We start from the raw sequence: 15,451 nt of genomic DNA, 5'->3' as shown, positions 1-15,451 counted from the left end.
GGTCTCCTCATCCAAGCCGTTCTTCGGCCCTGGTTTCTACATCGCCATTCCGCCGTCGACGCGCACGACCTCGCCCGTAATGTAAGCAGCCGCATCGCTCGCTAAAAAGCGCACCACGCCGGCCACTTCCTCGGGACGTGCCATGCGCTTAAGGGGAATCTGTTCCTCGATTGCCGTACGCACCTTCTCCGAGAGCTTTGCCGTCATATCTGTCTCGACAAACCCGGGGGCGACCGCGTTCGCTCGTACGCCACGAGGCGCAAGCTCGCGCGCCACCGCCTTGGTAAGCCCTATCACGCCCGCCTTGGAAGCAGCGTAGTTGGCTTGCCCGGCATTGCCCATCAGGCCCACGACCGAGCTCATGTTGACGACGCAACCGCCGCGCTGGCGCATAAAGGTCTTGGTGAGCGCGCGCGTCATATTGAATGTTCCCTTGAGATTGACATCGAGCACGCGATCGAATGCGTCATCGCCCATGCGCATGAGCAGGCCATCGCGGGTGATGCCGGCGTTGTTGACGAGCGCCCAAATGGAACCAAAGTCGTTGAGGACCGCTTCCACGCACGCGTTGACGGCAGCGGGATCGGCCACGTCGCATTGATATGCGCGTGCCGTGGCGCCAACCGCCTCACAGGCTTCGCACGTCTTGCGCGCCGCATCGACGCTGCCGGCATAGACGACGGCGATATCAAAGCCGTCCTCCGCCAGACCGACAGCGCAGGCGCGGCCGATACCCCGCGAGCCGCCCGTGACCAGTGCCACGCGACGTGAGTCGTTGCGCTCGAGCGCGCCGTTGTTCAAGTTGCCCATGTCATTCCTTTCGGGTTACAGCCCTGTGGACTATGCGAGCTCGTCGGCAATAGTTGCGACCTGCTCGGCCGTTTCGCACGAATACACGCGAACGTCGCTCAGCGTACGCTTGACCAGGCCCGACAGCGTTTTGCCAGGGCCGACCTCAATAAACGTGTCGATGCCCTGATTCTGCAGAGTATGCAGCGTGTCGACCCAACGAACGACATGACTCACCTGATTGGCCAAGACATCCGATGCCGCTCGCGGGTCCGCCGGATAGGGCGCCGCCGTCATGTTTGCCATGACCGGAATCAGCAGCGGTGACGGCGCGTGGCCGGCTTGGATATACGTCGCCAGCCCCTCAGTCGCCTCGGCCATATAGGGGCTATGAAATGCGCCCGACACCGCGACTTTCATAGCGCGGCCGCCAGCCTCTTTTACTAGGACGTCGAGCTCCTGCAGCGCCTCGGGCGCTCCGGCAACAACCGTCTGCTGCGGACTGTTGTAGTTGACCGGCCAGCAGTCCTCGCCGGCCTGTTTTGCCAGGTTCTCGACTTGCGCCGCATCGAGCTTGATGACGGCGCGCATGCCGCCCGGATGGCGCTCGGCAGCCGCGGCCATCAGCGCCGCGCGCTCGCACACGAGCTCAAAGCCCGCTCGCGTATCGAACGCCCCCGCAAAGGTGAGCGCGGCGACCTCGCCAAGCGAAAAACCCGCACAGGCGGCAGGTACCACGCCGCGCTCACGCAGGGCGGCAGCCGCTGCCAGATCGTGAACGAACACGCACGGCTGCGTGTTCTCGGTCTGCGAGAGCTCCTCCTTGGAGGCGCTTCGGCACTGCTCACTGGTCCCCGGGCGCACCTCGTCGGCAATGGCGAACACCTCGGCGGCCGCCGGCGATACCTCGATCAGGTCGACGCCCATCGCGGGGTGCTGGGCGCCCTGGCCGGCAAACAGAAACGCTACGCCACCCATGCGCACGCACCCTTCAGGACGTGCTCGGCGCCATCGACCAGGTCGTCAACGATTTCACGTGCGCTTTGGCGCTCGTTGACCATGCCGGCAATCTGTCCACACAAAAACGAGCCCTCTTCGTAATTGCCGTCCTTGGCGGCCTTGCGAAGGGCGCCCGTGCCCATGGCCCCGAGCTCCTCGACGCTTACGCCCGCCGCCTCGCTCTTGGCGTAGGCGTTGGTGAAGGGGCTCTTGAGGGCACGCACCGGGTGTCCCGTCGAGCGGCCGGTCGCACGCGTCGAGGTGTCGTTGGCCTTCAGGACCATCTCCTTGTACTGCTCCGATACGGTGCACTCATCTGCGATCAGAAAGCGCGTACCCACCTGCACGCCGGCGGCGCCCAGCATAAAGGCGGCCGCCACGCCGCGGCCATCAGCGATACCGCCAGCCGCAACCACGGGAATATCGACCGCATCGACAACCTGCGGCACCAGTGCCATCGTCGAGGTCTCGCCAATATGGCCGCCTGATTCGGTACCCTCGGCAACCACGGCAGTGGCTCCACGACGCGCCACGAGGCGCGCCAGCGCCACCGAGGCAACGACCGGGATGACCTTGATGCCCGCCTCGTTCCACGCCTTCATGTACTTGGTGGGATTGCCGGCACCCGTCACGACGACCGGCACCCGCTCGTCAATCACGACCCGCGCGACCTCGTCGGCAAACGGGCTCATGAGCATGACGTTGACGCCAAAGGGCTTATCCGTCCTGGCGCGCAGCTCATGAATCTGGTCGCGCAGCCAGTTGGCGTCGGCGTTCATGGCCGCGATAATCCCTAAGCCGCCCGCCTCGGACACTGCGGACGCCAGCGAGGCGTCGGCGATCCAGGCCATACCGCCCTGGAACACGGGCTTTTCGATGCCGAGCAGATCGCAGAGAGGAGTCTTGAGCATCTCTACTTCTCCAATGCCGCCTCGACCGTATCGGCGAACTCGCCGACCGTCTTGGGGTTCTCCTCGGTATCGAGCTGGATGCCAAACTCGTCCTCAACGGCGACGAGGATCTCGACGGTGCCCAGACTGTCGAGACCAATCTCCTCGAGCGTGGACTCGGGCTTCATCTCGACGTCGTCAAGACCAGCGGTCTCGCGGATAACATCGCAAACGCGCTCGAAGGTCTTCTGATCTGCCATGGTAGTTCTCCTTTGTTTGTGCCCTAGGGGCGTTTTTATTTCCTATGTGCGACTACTTCCAACGAAGTAGATAGCCACCTATATCCAGACCGGCGCCAAATCCAACGAGGGCGATGGTGTCGCCCGCATTCAGTGCGTTGGTGCGCGCCAGCCGATCAAGCGCAAAGGGAATACAGGCGCTCGAAATATTGCCGGTCTCGCGCAGCGTTCGAACCACGCGCTCGCCTGGCACGCCGAGGCGCTTGACTGCCTGGCTCAGGATTCGTTCGTTAGCCTGATGGAATACAAAATGGTCGATGTCTTCGACCGAAATGCCCGCATCGCTCGCAAGCTTATGAACCGTGTCACAGATGGCGTTGACGCCGAACTTGAACACACGGCGGCCATTCATGGACAGCACGCTCTCGCTATCTACGGAGGCCTTAAACGGCGAGGTGCCGACCAGTCCGGGAACGCGCAACGTCTCGACGTCGGACGCCGTCGAAAGCTCAACGGCAAGGGGGCTGTCTCCCCCGGCCTCAATCACCGCGGCGCCTGCCCCATCGCCAAAGAGCACGCAGGTGGCGCGGTCGGTCCAGTCGAGCGCGCGCGTCATCTGCTCGGCAGCAATGATAAGCACGCGCTTGGCACGACCCCGGGCGATATAGCCCTCGGCAACATCGAGCGCAAATACGAAGCCGGCACAGGCAGCCGAGACATCGAAGGCAGGGCACGTCGCGCCCAGTCGCTCAGCAACGGCACACGCCTCGGCGGGAACAAGGTGGTCACCCGTCGTCGTCGAGCAGACGATCAGATCCAACTGGCTCGCGTCGATTCCGGACACCTGAAGTGCCCGCTCGCTCGCCGCTACGGCAAGGTCGTCAAGTGACTCGGTGGTGCAGACGTGGCGACTCTTAATACCTGTGCGGGTAAAAATCCACTCATCCGAGGTATCGAGGAACTCGGACAGCTCGTCATTGGAAACACTGCGCTTGGGAAGCGCCGAGCCTGTTCCAAGAATCGTGAAACCCATCACTAACCTCCTTTGAGTTGTTGACGTGTTTACATCGACCAAGAGAGGATAGCGCATTTCAGTCGTTGTTGACGTGTTAACATTAAATTGCCCAAATGCGACACAGGCTTCACATTGTGTCTATCTCTCGACACCATTGCGTTATTCACTTATTCATTAAGGAGGTAGCAGCCGTTATGGATGCCAAATTAACGATAGTCGACGTAACCGGATCGACCAACGATGACCTGCTCGAAGCAGGAAAACAGGGAGCGCCGCACGGCACAGGACTTGCCGCCCGGGCTCAGACAGCAGGACGCGGCCGGCGCGGCCACAAGTGGGATTCAACCGCCGGCAACCTATTGCTTTCGATTGTCCTGCGTCCATGCGTTAATCCTGCGAAGTACTCTGGTCTTGCTGCCGTCAGCGGCCTAGCGGTGCTCGAGGCGCTCGAAAAACAGGGTCTTGCAAACGAGATTGGCCTCAAATGGCCCAACGACCTGGTCGCGCGTGGACGCAAACTCGGCGGCATTCTGGTCGAGGCCGCACGCGATAACGAAGGCAAACCTTTCGCCGTCTGCGGCATTGGTGTCAATGTGAACTATGCGCCCCAAGAGGTGCCCGATGGCGGCCTGCCGGCAATCGGTCTCTCGGACCTTAACGAGAACGTTCCTGCTGTCGACATGCTCCTCGATGAGGTCTATCACGCAGTTATAGACGCTGTAGATGCCTGGGCAGAACGCCTCAACGCCATGGAAGAAAACACCGGACCGCTCGCGCCCGTCCACGGCGAATATGTCGCTCACCTCAATTGGATTGGAAAGCACGTTATCGCCCGCTCCCCTGCCGGTGACGAGCTGGCGCGAGGCATCTTTATAACGGTCGATGGCTTTGGTCGTGCGTGCATCGAAACAGAAGACGGCTTGCGATCCTTCCATTTTGAGGAGGCGTCATTGCGCCCCTTGAGTGAGTAGGTCGCCACAGCCAGCCGCTCGGCAGCCTTACCCGGCGATCCAAACCCATCATGCAAAACAAAAGAGCCCCGCTACCGTAATGGCAGCGGGGCCCTTTAAGCTATGAGGAATATCGCTTAGAGCTTGATGTCGATGTCGACGCCAGCGGGGAGGTCGAGACGCATAAGCGAATCAACGGTGCCCGAGGTGGGGTCGAGGATGTCGATGAGGCGCTTGTGGGTGCGCATCTCGAACTGCTCACGGGAGTCCTTGTTCACGTGCGGCGAGCGGATAACCGTGTACAGGTTGCGCTCGGTGGGCAGGGGGACAGGACCGGAAACGCGAGCGCCGGTCTTCTGAGCGGTCTCAACGATGAGCTTCGCGGACTGATCGACGACCTCGTGATCATAGCCCTTGAGGCGAATGCGGATCTTCTGGGTAGCCAACTTAAACCTCCAAAGAGTGCGAGAGATGCTCTCGCGGATTACGTAACAGGGAGCTCGAACTTAGGCGTTCTTGCTCATGACCTCGTCCACGATGGACTTGGGCGCGGGCTCATAAGAGTCGAACTGCATCGTGTAGGATGCACGGCCCTGGGTCTGGGAGCGAAGGTCGGTAGCGTAACCGAACATCTCGCCCAGCGGCACCTTGGCACGGATGAGCTTGCTGTTCTTGCGATCCTCCATGCCCTCGATCTTGCCGCGGCGACCGGAGAGGTTGCCCATAACGTCGCCCATGTACTGCTCGGGGGTCTCGACCTCGACAGCCATGATCGGCTCGAGCAGCTGCGGATCGGACTTCTTGAGGGCGTCCTTGATAGCCATGGAACCGGCGATCTTGAAGGCGGCCTCGGAGGAGTCGACCTCGTGGTAAGAACCGTCGAACAGGGTGACCTTAACGTCGAGGACCGGGAAGCCGGCGATAACACCGGTGTTCAGGGCCTCCTGGATGCCCTTGTCGATGGACGGGATGTACTCCTTGGGCACGACGCCGCCGACGATAGCGTTGACGAACTCGTAGCCGAAGCCCTCCTCCATCTTCTCGAGCTTGATGACGGCGTGGCCGTACTGACCGCGACCGCCGGACTGACGGACGAACTTGCCCTCAGCCTTCTCGACGTCGTGACCAGCGGTCTCGCGGTAGGCAACCTGGGGCTTACCGACGTTAGCGTCAACCTTGAACTCACGGAGCAGACGGTCGACGATGATCTCGAGGTGCAGCTCGCCCATGCCGGCGATGATGGTCTGGCCGGTCTCGTGGTTGGTGGACACCTGGAAGGTCGGGTCCTCCTCGGCGAGCTTGGTCAGAGCCAGGGACATCTTGTCCTGCTCGGCCTTGGTCTTGGGCTCAATGGCAACGTCGATAACGGGCTTAGCGAACTCGATCTTCTCGAGGACGATCTCCTTGCCCTCGGCGCACAGGGTGTCACCAGTGGTGGAGTTCTTGAAGCCGACGCAAGCGACGATGTCGCCGGCGGCAGCGTCGTCACGGTCGATACGCTCGGCGGCGTTCATCTCGAGAATGCGGCCGAGGCGCTCGCGCTGACCGTTGGAAGCGTTGACCACGTAGGAGCCGGACTCAGCGCGGCCGGAGTAAACGCGGACGTAGGTGAGCTTACCGACGAACGGGTCGGTCATGATCTTGAAGACCAGGCCGGAGAAGGGCTCGTCGAAGGAAGGATGACGCTGGATCTCCTCGCCGGTGTCCGGATCGGTACCGGTGACGGCCTCAACGTCGAGCGGGCTGGGCAGGTAGTCGACGACAGCGTCGAGCAGCTCCTGGACGCCCTTGTTCTTGTAGGCGGAGCCCACGAAGACGAGGTTGAGCTCGTTGGCCAGAACGCCCTTACGCAGAGCAGCCTTGAGCTCCTCGACGGTGAAGTCCTCCTCCATGAGGATCTTCTCCATGAGCTCGTCGTCAAAGCTGGCAGCAGCGTCGAGGAGCTCCTCGCGCTTGGTGGCAGCGATGTCGGCGAACTCAGCCGGGATCTCGTCCATCGGCTCGGGGTAGGTCATGCCCTTCTCGTCGGCCTTGAAGTCCCATGCAGTCATGGTGACCAGGTCGATGACGCCCCAGAAGTTGTCCTCGGCGCCCATCGGGACCTGAGCGGCCACGGCGTTAGCGTCGAGACGATCCTTCATGGTCTCGATAGCGTTGAAGAAGTCAGCGCCCACGCGGTCATACTTGTTGATGAAGGCGATGCGGGGAACGTTGAAGGTAGAAGCCTGACGCCAAACGGTCTCAGACTGAGGCTGAACGCCAGCAACGGCGTCGAAGACGGCGACAGCGCCATCGAGGACGCGCAGGCAGCGCTCGACCTCGGCGGTGAAGTCAACGTGGCCCGGGGTGTCGATGATCTGGATGCGGTAGTCCTTGCCGTCCTTGTTCCAGAAGCAGGTGGTAGCAGCGGAGGTAATGGTTACGCCGCGCTCCTGCTCCTGAACCATCCAGTCCATGGTGGCAGCGCCCTCATGGACCTCACCGATCTTGTGGGTCTTACCGGTGTAGTAAAGAATACGCTCGGTCGTGGTGGTCTTACCGGCATCGATGTGGGCCATGATGCCGATGTTACGGGTATCGGAAAGCTTGTACTTAGGCTTAGCCATGTTAGTTCCTTACCTTAACTTACCAACGATAGTGAGAGAACGCGCGGTTGGCCTCGGCCATCTTGAAGACGTCCTCACGCTTCTTGACGGAAGCGCCCAGGCCGTTGGAAGCGTCGAGGATCTCATTGGCGAGACGCTCGGCCATGGTCTTCTCCTTGCGAGCGCGGGAGAAGTTGACGATCCAGCGGATACCCAGAGCGGTGGAACGACGGGAGTTGACCTCCATCGGGACCTGATAGGTAGCGCCACCGACACGCTTGGGCTTAACCTCGAGCGTGGGCTTGACGTTGTCCATAGCCTTCTTGAAGGTAGCGAGAGCGTCGCCACCCTCGGACTTCTCGGCAACGATCTCGAAAGCGGTGTAAACGATGCGCTCAGCGGTGGCCTTCTTGCCGTCAAGAAGGACCTTGTTGATGAGCTGAGTCACCAGGCGGTTGTTGTAAACGGCGTCAGGCTGAACCTCACGACGATTAGCTGCTGCACGACGCGGCATGTGAAATCTCCTTAAGTGTCTACCGTGCGGCGCTTAGGCGGCACACGGCGAAAGTATCAAAACGTTATCTGGCTTATTTAGCCTTGGGGCGCTTAGCACCGTACTTGGAACGGGCCTGCATACGGTTCTGGACCGGAGCAGCGTCGTAGGCGCCACGGATGACGTGATAACGGACACCAGGGAGGTCACGGACACGACCGCCGCGGACGAGCACGATGGAGTGCTCCTGCAGGTTGTGGCCCTCACCCGGGATGTAAGCAGTAACTTCGATGCCGTTGACAAGGCGAACACGGGCAACCTTACGAAGAGCCGAGTTCGGCTTCTTGGGGCTCGTGGTGAAGACGCGGGTGCACACGCCGCGCTTCTGGGAGTTGTGCTGCAGAGCAGCGTTCTTGGACTTCTTGGGCACGGAACGACGGCCCTGGCGAACCAGCTGGTTAATAGTAGGCAAAGCGTACTCCTTCTCGAATGATTCCAGCTTTCTGTAAAGTGCAACGGCTTGAATCGAGGGGTCAGCATCCCCCTACGAAACACGCAGTTCGATAGGATACGTGGCGTTAGCTGTGCCGTCAACAGACCACGCCGCCGGGCGTATCCCAAAATTGGCACATTTCCGCAAAGCCTACACAAAAGGAATCCCCTCCTGTGCGCGGGGGCGGATTCCCGGGCCGGGCGGCACAGGGGTTAAGTTTGCTGCTCTACAGTCCTGGCTCGCACGGAGGCCACATTAAGTGGCCTCCGGCTCGTGCGGAACTCGCGACAAACTTAACCCCTGTGCCGCCCGGGCCGGGGATCCGACGTGCTCGTCGGGGCAACGTTACCTGCCAAAAAGGGACAGGTTTATTTTGGTCGGTTTTATCTGGGGAAACGTCGCGCTCCAACGGTGATCTGCTCTCACCTGTCGCATGGAAATCGGCGGCGCTTTCGGAAGTATGCGGCAAATTCTGGACCCGCCGAGCGCACCGGGGTTTTGCGATAATAAACCCGCAGGTAGAGCGCTTGAGCATATACGATGTGGTCGACCCATCAAGATTTTGCCGCATACTTCAGGAATGCAGGCGAATATCGTGCGGTCTAACCGCCCATTTACCGCAAAGAAGGCCGCTTCCCCTAGTAGAAAGCGGCCCCAAATCTTACGAATAGACGATGGTAAAGGGTTCCGACGTTTCGGCGCCCCCTGTTGAAGTGCAGCGTGTGCCTTCGAGCGTTACTGAAACCACTTGGTCGACATCAATCAACTTCGTTGGCACCCAAATGTTCTCTCCGCTATTGCGTCCCATCGAAACATAGAAATTGTACGCCCCTGCGTCGTCATCTTCGATAATCTGCTCTGACCCATCCTTGTAGGTGACGGTCAGTTTATGATCAACTGCTTCATAGCCCAGATCATCGATGTGCGTCTGGATGGAAAACGGACTGATCTCGAGAGGCGAGTCATCGGAGCGGAGTTCTTTTGTATCGACGTGCGCTCCGACGTTAAACTCTGGCGTCGATACCTCGATCACCTTCGCATCCTCACCTTTGCCCTCCGTCCAACTGATATTCCAGGTGACCGCATGTCGTAAATCTCGATCGCGATTCCAAGATGCAAAGCACATCGTGCCGTTAATGACCGTGTCGCTTGATGTGTCTTTATCAATGGTGCAGCGTGTATCAGCCCATTCCTCGCCGAAGTTCATGCTGGGTGTACTGACGCCCCCTTCTTCTTCACCATAGAGAACAAGTTCGCCAAGCTCTGCCGCCGGCTTGTAGTAGTTAACGCCATTCGGATTGGACAATGTAAACGTCACAGCACCGCAACCGTTCTCGTCGATTGCCATCTCATGAATGTCGAGCGTATAGCCGTTGCCCTCGACGGACAGATTGACCTTCTGGACTGCACCCTCCAGGCTTTGGGGCGCGATACCATCACCAAACTCTCTGGTGTAGGTATATTTCGTCCCCGACGAGCCGCCATTTGTCCAGGTAACGGACTCTCCGTTGCCATGGTTTCCCCAGGCAGAGGCAAAATAACTGGAATTGACAACAGCGTAGGCGACCCCTCCGGTCGCCAGCGCTCCGGCAAGACATCCGATTACGGCAACATACAGAGGCTTCGCGTGACCCTTTCGGCGAAGCGGCTCGCCAGCAGCGGCATAAAGAACACGGTCAGCAAGATCGCTATCGGCTTGGACGGACTCGAAGGCCTGCTTGATCTGGTTGGATTTCACGGTCGCCCTCCTCTAGGATGAACTTGAGCTTCGATCTGCCGCGAGCTAAACGCGTTCGAACGGTCGCGGCTGGCACATGCAGTAACTCGGCAATTTCTGAAGTCGAGAAGCCCAGATAGTAATAGAGCACGATAGGAATACGGAATCGCTCCGGAAGTCGCATAACGTCTGACAGGACCGCCTTGGTCTCCTCCTGCGCCGTCGAAAGCGAATCGGCCAGATTCTCAATATCCTCCACGCGCCTCCACGGCTTTCGAAAGAGAGATTTACATTCATTGATCGTGACCCGGATAAGCCATCGACGAAGATGCTCCCAGTTTTCAAATTGCGCGTCGCTTTTGAGCAACTTAAGAAAGACGTCTTGAGCGACATCGTCGGCGTCAGCGCGATCACGCAGATACGTCAATGCGATCCGAAACACGACATCCCGGTGGTCTTCGACCGCCTGTCTAAAAGCTTGTTCTTCCATAATCACCTCCCGGTGACATTAATGGTTCTCGATGAGGCCCTCACCATAGATACGCTCTTGCCGGACTAAATGTTTCAAATTCAAGCAGGAAAAACCTACCAAAATTAATCCGTCCCTTTTTGGCAAGGGATCAACGGAACGCAACAGGTTGAGCATACGCAAGCGAGCGGACCCCAGAGCGTACAAGGTGGCATGAAAAAGGCAGGGCATTGACCTTTTGGTCATGCCCTGCCTTTTGAATGACAGATTGTAGCTCTGGGGGCCGCGCAGCGACGGAGGTCGCCGCCGTTCGTTAGAACGGCGGAACTAGTTACTCCTCGTCGTTGTCCTTGGCCTCTTCGGCGTCGTCGGTGTCCACGAGCTGGTTGAGCAGCTCGTCGAGGGAAGCCATGTCCTCGTTGATCGCGCCGTTGGCGGGAGCCTTCTTGTCGTCAATCGGGGCGCCCAGGAGCTCCTCGTCGGCGTCGGCGTGATGCGTCGGAGCGGAGGTACCCAGCAGGATATCGTCCGGACCGTCGGGGCTAAAGACCATCTGCAGCAGCTGCGAGAGGTCTTCCTCGTCGGCAACGTCGTCGTTGTTCTCGAGGATGTAGAGCAGATCGTGGGCCTCCAGGCCGTCACGGAGCTCCTCGATCGCCTTGGCGCCGATGCCATCGATGCGCAGCAGATCCTCCTCGGACTTGCCAACCAGGTCGCCGACCGTCTCGATGCCAACCTCGCTGAACTTGTTGGTCCAGCGCTGCGACACGCCCAGATCGTCGAACAGGTACAGACGAGCCTTCTCGGCGGAGATGGTGTGGCCGTTGCGGGTGAACGAACCGTCAGCACCACCGAACTCGTCGTAGCCGGCCCAGTCGAGCTGCTGCGGGAGCTGCTCGTCCAGGTCCTTGAGCTCCACAGGAGCCCACTCGGGCAGCGACTTGGCGTTGGGCGAAGCCGGGCCGTCGATGTCCACGTAGCCGTCGGCCGTGCGATACGTCAGCTTGGCGTTGGCGTACGGCTTGAGGCCGGTACCAGCCGGGATCTTCTTACCGACGATGACGTTGGACTTAAGGTCGAGCAGGTGGTCGACCTTGCCCTCGATGGCAGCCTCGGTAAGGACGCCAGCGGTACGAATGAACGAAGCGCTCGACAGCCAGGAGTCGATGTTGGACGCGACCTTGAGCGTACCCAGGATGACGGGCTCGGCCACAGGAGCCTGACCGCCCAGACGGGCAACGCGCTCGACCTCGTCGGCAAACTCGTAGCGGTCGACGTACTGACCAAGCAGGTACTTGGAGTCGCCGGGGTTGGTGATCTGAACGCGACGCAGCATCTGGCGTGCGAGCACCTCGATGTGCTTGTCGTTCAGGTCGACGCCCTGGCTGGTGTAGACGTCCTTGACGCTCTCGACGAAGGTGTGCATCGTCGACTCGATGTCGGTCAGCTTGCGCAGGTTGCGGAAGTTGACGAAGCCCTTGGTGATCTGGTCGCCAGCGCGAACCTCGCAGCCGTCCTCGATCTCGGGCATGAAGCGCACCGAAGCGGGGACGCGACGCTCGTCGAGGACACGGGTGTGATCCTCGGAGTCGGTGAGCGTCAGCACGTACTCGGACTTCTCGGGCTTAATCGAGAGGTGACCAGAGTACGGAGCCAGCTCGGCCTCGCGACCCAGGATCTTCTCGTTGACGTTGCCGACGATATCGAACATACGGCTGACCGTAGGCAGACCCTGCGTAATATCGTCGACGCCAGCGACGCCGCCGGAGTGAATGGTACGCATCGTAAGCTGCGTACCGGGCTCGCCGATGGACTGGGCGGCAATAATGCCGACCGCGGTACCGATGGCGACCGGACGACGGGTGGAAAGATCCCAGCCGTAGCACTTCTGGCACACGCCGTACTTGGAGCGGCAGGTGAGCAGCGCGCGAAGCTTGACCTTCTTAAGGCCGGCATCGACCATCTTCTGGATGTCAGCGACCTTCTCGATGTAGCCGTCCTGCTCAAAGAGCACGGTGCCATCGGGAGCCACGACGTCCTCAATGAAGCAACGGCCGACGAGGTCGGTGTTGAGGTCGGTGGTGCCGGGGATGATGAGGTTGTAGGTGACGCCCTCGTGCGTACCGCAGTCCTCCTCGCGGACGATGACGTCCTGGGCCACGTCGACCAGACGACGGGTCAGGTAACCAGAGTCCGAGGTGTGGGATGCGGTATCGACCAGGCCCTTACGGGCGCCGTAGGTCGAAATGAAGTACTCGAGCGGCAGCAGGCCCTCGCGGAAGTTCGCCTTAATGGGAAGGTCGATCGTCTCGCCGGACATGTCTGCCATCAGGCCACGCATGCCGCCGAGCTGACGCAGCTGGGTCTTAGAACCACGGGCGCCGGAGTCGGCCATCATGTAGAGCGGGTTCTCCTCGTCGAACAAGTCGAGCATGAGCGCTGCGACCTTGTCGGTACAAGCGGTCCACTCGTTAACGACTTCGATGTGGCGCTCCGTCTCGTTGATGAAGCCCTCCTCGAAGTACTCGTTGATCTGGTCGACGTTAGCCTGGGCGCGGTCGAGCAGCTCCTGCTTCTCGGCAGGGATGAGAGCGTCCCACACCGAGATGGTGAGGCCGGCGCGGGTAGCGTAGTGGAAGCCAGAGTACTTGATGGCGTCGAGGATCGGACCGACCTTGGCCTCGGGGTAACGATCGCAGCAGTCGGCAACCAGCTTGGCCACGTCGCCCTTGACCATCTTGTAGTTCATGAACTCGTAGTCTTCGGGCAGGCACTGGCGGTTGAAGATGATGCGACCGATAGAGGTCTCGAAGCGTGCGGTCTTGTTACCGGTGACGTCGTAGTCGACAAACTCGTTCTTGCCGTTCTTGACGCGGAAGATACGGGTGCCGTCCTCGTTGATGACGTTGGCATCGGCAGCGGACACGCGGACCTGGATCTTAGCCTGCATGTCGACCTCGGAGCGGCAGTCATAGGCGTGCAGCGCATCGTCGAAGCTTGCGAACACGTGGTTCTCGCCCGGCAGACCGTCGCGGACCTGGGTGAGGTAGTACACACCGATGATCATGTCCTGCGAGGGGATGTTAACCGGCTTGCCGGATGCCGGCGAGCGCAGGTTGTTCGCAGAGAGCATAAGCACGCGAGCCTCGGCCTGAGCCTGGCTGGACAGCGGCACGTGGACAGACATCTGGTCGCCGTCGAAGTCGGCGTTGAAGGGCGAGCAGACCAGCGGGTGCAGGTGGATAGCCTTGCCCTCGACCAGAACCGGCTCAAAGGCCTGGATAGACAGACGGTGCAGGGTCGGTGCGCGGTTGAGCAGCACGACGCGGCCGTCGATGACCTCTTCGAGGATATCCCACACAAAGGTGGCACCGCGGTCGATAGCGCGCTTGGCGCCCTTGATGTTCTCGACCTTGCCAAGCTCGACCAGGCGCTTCATGACGAAGGGCTTGAAGAGCTCCAGCGCCATGGTCTTGGGCAGACCGCACTGGTGCAGCAGCAGCTTGGGGTCGGTAACGATAACCGAACGGCCGGAGTAGTCGACACGCTTACCCAGCAGGTTCTGGCGGAAACGACCCTGCTTGCCCTTGAGGGCCTCGGCGAGCGACTTGAGCGGGCGACCGCCACGGCCAGAGACCGGGCGACCACGACGGCCGTTGTCGAACAGGGCGTCCACGGACTCCTGGAGCATGCGCTTCTCGTTGTTCACGATGATCGCAGGGGCGTCCAGGTCGAGCAGGCGCTTGAGTCGGTTGTTACGGTTGATCACGCGACGGTACAGGTCGTTGAGGTCGGACGCGGCAAAGCGACCGCCGTCGAGCTGGACCATCGGGCGCAGATCGGGCGGAATGACCGGGATGACGTCCAGGATCATGTTCGCGGGGCTGTTGCCGCCCTTCAGGAAGGCGTCAACGACCTCGAGGCGCTTGACGGCCTTCTCGCGCTTCTGCTTCTGAGAATCCTCGTCAGCGATGATGGCCTTGAGCTTCTCGGCCTCGGAGGGGAGGTCGATGGCAGCGAGCAGGTCGCGGACGGCCTCGGCACCCATACCACCCTTGAAGTACATGGAGTAGTAACGGGTCATCTCGCGGAACAGCGGCTCATCGGAGATGAGGTCGCGCTCGGTGAGCTTCATGAAGGCGTTGAAGGCGTCCGTGCGGAGCTGCTTCTCGTCCTTGCACTCTTCCTCGATATCGACGATGCCAGAGGCGATCTCCTCGGGGGTCAGCGGCTCCTCGTCGGAGAACTCGTCAAAGTTCTCGGGGTCGCCCTGCTCCTTGAGGGACTCGATCTGGCGGGCGCACTCGGCATCGATCTCTTCCAGATCGGCGGCGAGCTCCTCGCGCAGGTCGTCGGCGTCGGCCTCGCGAGCCTCGTAGTCAACCTCGGTGATGATGTAGCTGGCAAAGTACAGAACCTTCTCGAGGTCCTTGGACTTGATGTCGAGCATACGGCTCATCGGGAAGCTCGTGGGGCTCTTGAAGTACCAGATGTGGGACACGGGAGCGGCGAGCTCGATGTGGCCCATGCGGTCGCGACGCACCTTGGCCGAGGTGACCTCGACGCCGCAGCGCTCGCAGACGATGCCCTTAAAGCGGATGCCCTTGTACTTGCCGCAGGAGCACTCCCAGTCCTTGGCGGGACCGAAGATCTTCTCGCAGAACAGGCCGTCCTTCTCGGGCTTGAGGGTACGGTAATTGATGGTCTCCGGCTTCTTGACCTCACCGTGCGACCAGGAACGGATCTGGTCGGCGGAGGCAAGGGAGATCTTTACCGAGTCAAAATCAGTAGCTTCGAAATCTGCCACAGTCA

The 15,451-nt window shown here is 60.5% G+C and carries 13 protein-coding genes; 1 reads left to right on the top strand and 12 read right to left on the bottom strand.

All coding sequences use genetic code 11. The features are described 5' to 3' along the window. Positions 1-36: 36 nt before the first annotated feature. The 5 genes from fabG to AAAT03_RS07730 are packed head-to-tail and all read right to left on the bottom strand — an operon-like array spanning position 37 to position 3,950. Positions 37-810, bottom strand: coding sequence for a 3-oxoacyl-[acyl-carrier-protein] reductase (fabG, locus tag AAAT03_RS07750; protein ID WP_349103033.1), 774 nt, complete (start codon positions 808-810; stop codon positions 37-39). Between the two features lie 30 nt (positions 811-840). Further along, positions 841-1,767, bottom strand: coding sequence for an ACP S-malonyltransferase (locus AAAT03_RS07745; RefSeq protein ID WP_349103032.1), 927 nt, complete (start codon positions 1,765-1,767; stop codon positions 841-843). Then, positions 1,755-2,699: an enoyl-[acyl-carrier-protein] reductase FabK gene (gene fabK, locus AAAT03_RS07740; protein ID WP_117563768.1), complete on the bottom strand. Its 945-nt coding sequence runs from the start codon at positions 2,697-2,699 to the stop codon at positions 1,755-1,757. The genes AAAT03_RS07745 and fabK overlap by 13 nt, the downstream gene beginning before the upstream one ends. 2 nt (positions 2,700-2,701) lie before the next feature. Further along, a complete protein-coding gene (locus tag AAAT03_RS07735) occupies positions 2,702-2,938 on the bottom strand; it encodes an acyl carrier protein (RefSeq protein WP_006235019.1) in 237 nt (78 codons plus the stop codon). Positions 2,939-2,990: 52 nt separating this feature from the next. Continuing rightward, a complete protein-coding gene (locus tag AAAT03_RS07730) occupies positions 2,991-3,950 on the bottom strand; it encodes a beta-ketoacyl-ACP synthase III (RefSeq protein WP_349103031.1) in 960 nt (319 codons plus the stop codon). A 176-nt stretch (positions 3,951-4,126) separates the two neighbouring features. On the opposite strand from AAAT03_RS07730, the gene AAAT03_RS07725 reads away from it, so the two are divergent. Then, the gene (locus tag AAAT03_RS07725) at positions 4,127-4,903 is read left to right on the top strand and encodes a biotin--[acetyl-CoA-carboxylase] ligase (RefSeq protein ID WP_349103030.1); all 777 of its coding nucleotides are present in this window, start codon (positions 4,127-4,129) and stop codon (positions 4,901-4,903) included. 116 nt (positions 4,904-5,019) lie between these two features. On the opposite strand, the gene rpsJ is transcribed toward AAAT03_RS07725, so the two are convergent. From rpsJ to AAAT03_RS07690, 7 genes are all read right to left on the bottom strand, one after another. Next, complete coding sequence (rpsJ, locus tag AAAT03_RS07720; RefSeq protein WP_022094184.1) at positions 5,020-5,328, bottom strand: 30S ribosomal protein S10; 309 nt, start codon at positions 5,326-5,328, stop codon at positions 5,020-5,022. A gap of 60 nt (positions 5,329-5,388) precedes the next feature. After that, on the bottom strand, positions 5,389-7,488 hold the full coding sequence (gene fusA, locus AAAT03_RS07715; RefSeq protein ID WP_022094183.1) for an elongation factor G: 2,100 nt from the start codon (positions 7,486-7,488) through the stop codon (positions 5,389-5,391). A 19-nt stretch (positions 7,489-7,507) separates the two neighbouring features. Beyond that, on the bottom strand, positions 7,508-7,981 hold the full coding sequence (gene rpsG, locus AAAT03_RS07710; protein WP_006235013.1) for a 30S ribosomal protein S7: 474 nt from the start codon (positions 7,979-7,981) through the stop codon (positions 7,508-7,510). A 73-nt stretch (positions 7,982-8,054) separates the two neighbouring features. Further along, complete coding sequence (gene rpsL, locus AAAT03_RS07705; RefSeq protein ID WP_006235012.1) at positions 8,055-8,432, bottom strand: 30S ribosomal protein S12; 378 nt, start codon at positions 8,430-8,432, stop codon at positions 8,055-8,057. 682 nt (positions 8,433-9,114) lie between these two features. Continuing rightward, the gene (locus AAAT03_RS07700) at positions 9,115-10,191 is read right to left on the bottom strand and encodes a DUF4179 domain-containing protein (RefSeq protein ID WP_349103029.1); all 1,077 of its coding nucleotides are present in this window, start codon (positions 10,189-10,191) and stop codon (positions 9,115-9,117) included. After that, a complete protein-coding gene (locus AAAT03_RS07695; protein WP_187364957.1) occupies positions 10,142-10,660 on the bottom strand; it encodes an RNA polymerase sigma factor in 519 nt (172 codons plus the stop codon). The genes AAAT03_RS07700 and AAAT03_RS07695 overlap by 50 nt, the downstream gene beginning before the upstream one ends. A gap of 310 nt (positions 10,661-10,970) precedes the next feature. Then, a complete protein-coding gene (locus tag AAAT03_RS07690) occupies positions 10,971-15,446 on the bottom strand; it encodes a DNA-directed RNA polymerase subunit beta' (RefSeq protein WP_187361807.1) in 4,476 nt (1,491 codons plus the stop codon). Positions 15,447-15,451: the final 5 nt, after the last annotated feature.

This window comes from Collinsella sp. CLA-AA-H167 (assembly GCF_040095305.1).
GTDB lineage: Bacteria > Actinomycetota > Coriobacteriia > Coriobacteriales > Coriobacteriaceae > Collinsella.
The sequence above is the reverse complement of the archived record's forward strand: the minus strand, read 5'-3'. Positions and strand labels throughout refer to the sequence as shown.

Coding starts and splice junctions, on each gene's coding strand:
- AAAT03_RS07725 (WP_349103030.1), top strand. CDS start 4,127: ATGGATGCCAAATTAACGATAGTCGACGTAACCGGATCGACCAACGAT.
- fusA (WP_022094183.1), bottom strand. CDS start 7,488: ATGGCTAAGCCTAAGTACAAGCTTTCCGATACCCGTAACATCGGCATC.
- fabG (WP_349103033.1), bottom strand. CDS start 810: ATGGGCAACTTGAACAACGGCGCGCTCGAGCGCAACGACTCACGTCGC.
- AAAT03_RS07695 (WP_187364957.1), bottom strand. CDS start 10,660: ATGGAAGAACAAGCTTTTAGACAGGCGGTCGAAGACCACCGGGATGTC.
- fabK (WP_117563768.1), bottom strand. CDS start 2,699: ATGCTCAAGACTCCTCTCTGCGATCTGCTCGGCATCGAAAAGCCCGTG.
- AAAT03_RS07735 (WP_006235019.1), bottom strand. CDS start 2,938: ATGGCAGATCAGAAGACCTTCGAGCGCGTTTGCGATGTTATCCGCGAG.
- rpsG (WP_006235013.1), bottom strand. CDS start 7,981: ATGCCGCGTCGTGCAGCAGCTAATCGTCGTGAGGTTCAGCCTGACGCC.
- AAAT03_RS07745 (WP_349103032.1), bottom strand. CDS start 1,767: ATGGGTGGCGTAGCGTTTCTGTTTGCCGGCCAGGGCGCCCAGCACCCC.
- AAAT03_RS07730 (WP_349103031.1), bottom strand. CDS start 3,950: ATGGGTTTCACGATTCTTGGAACAGGCTCGGCGCTTCCCAAGCGCAGT.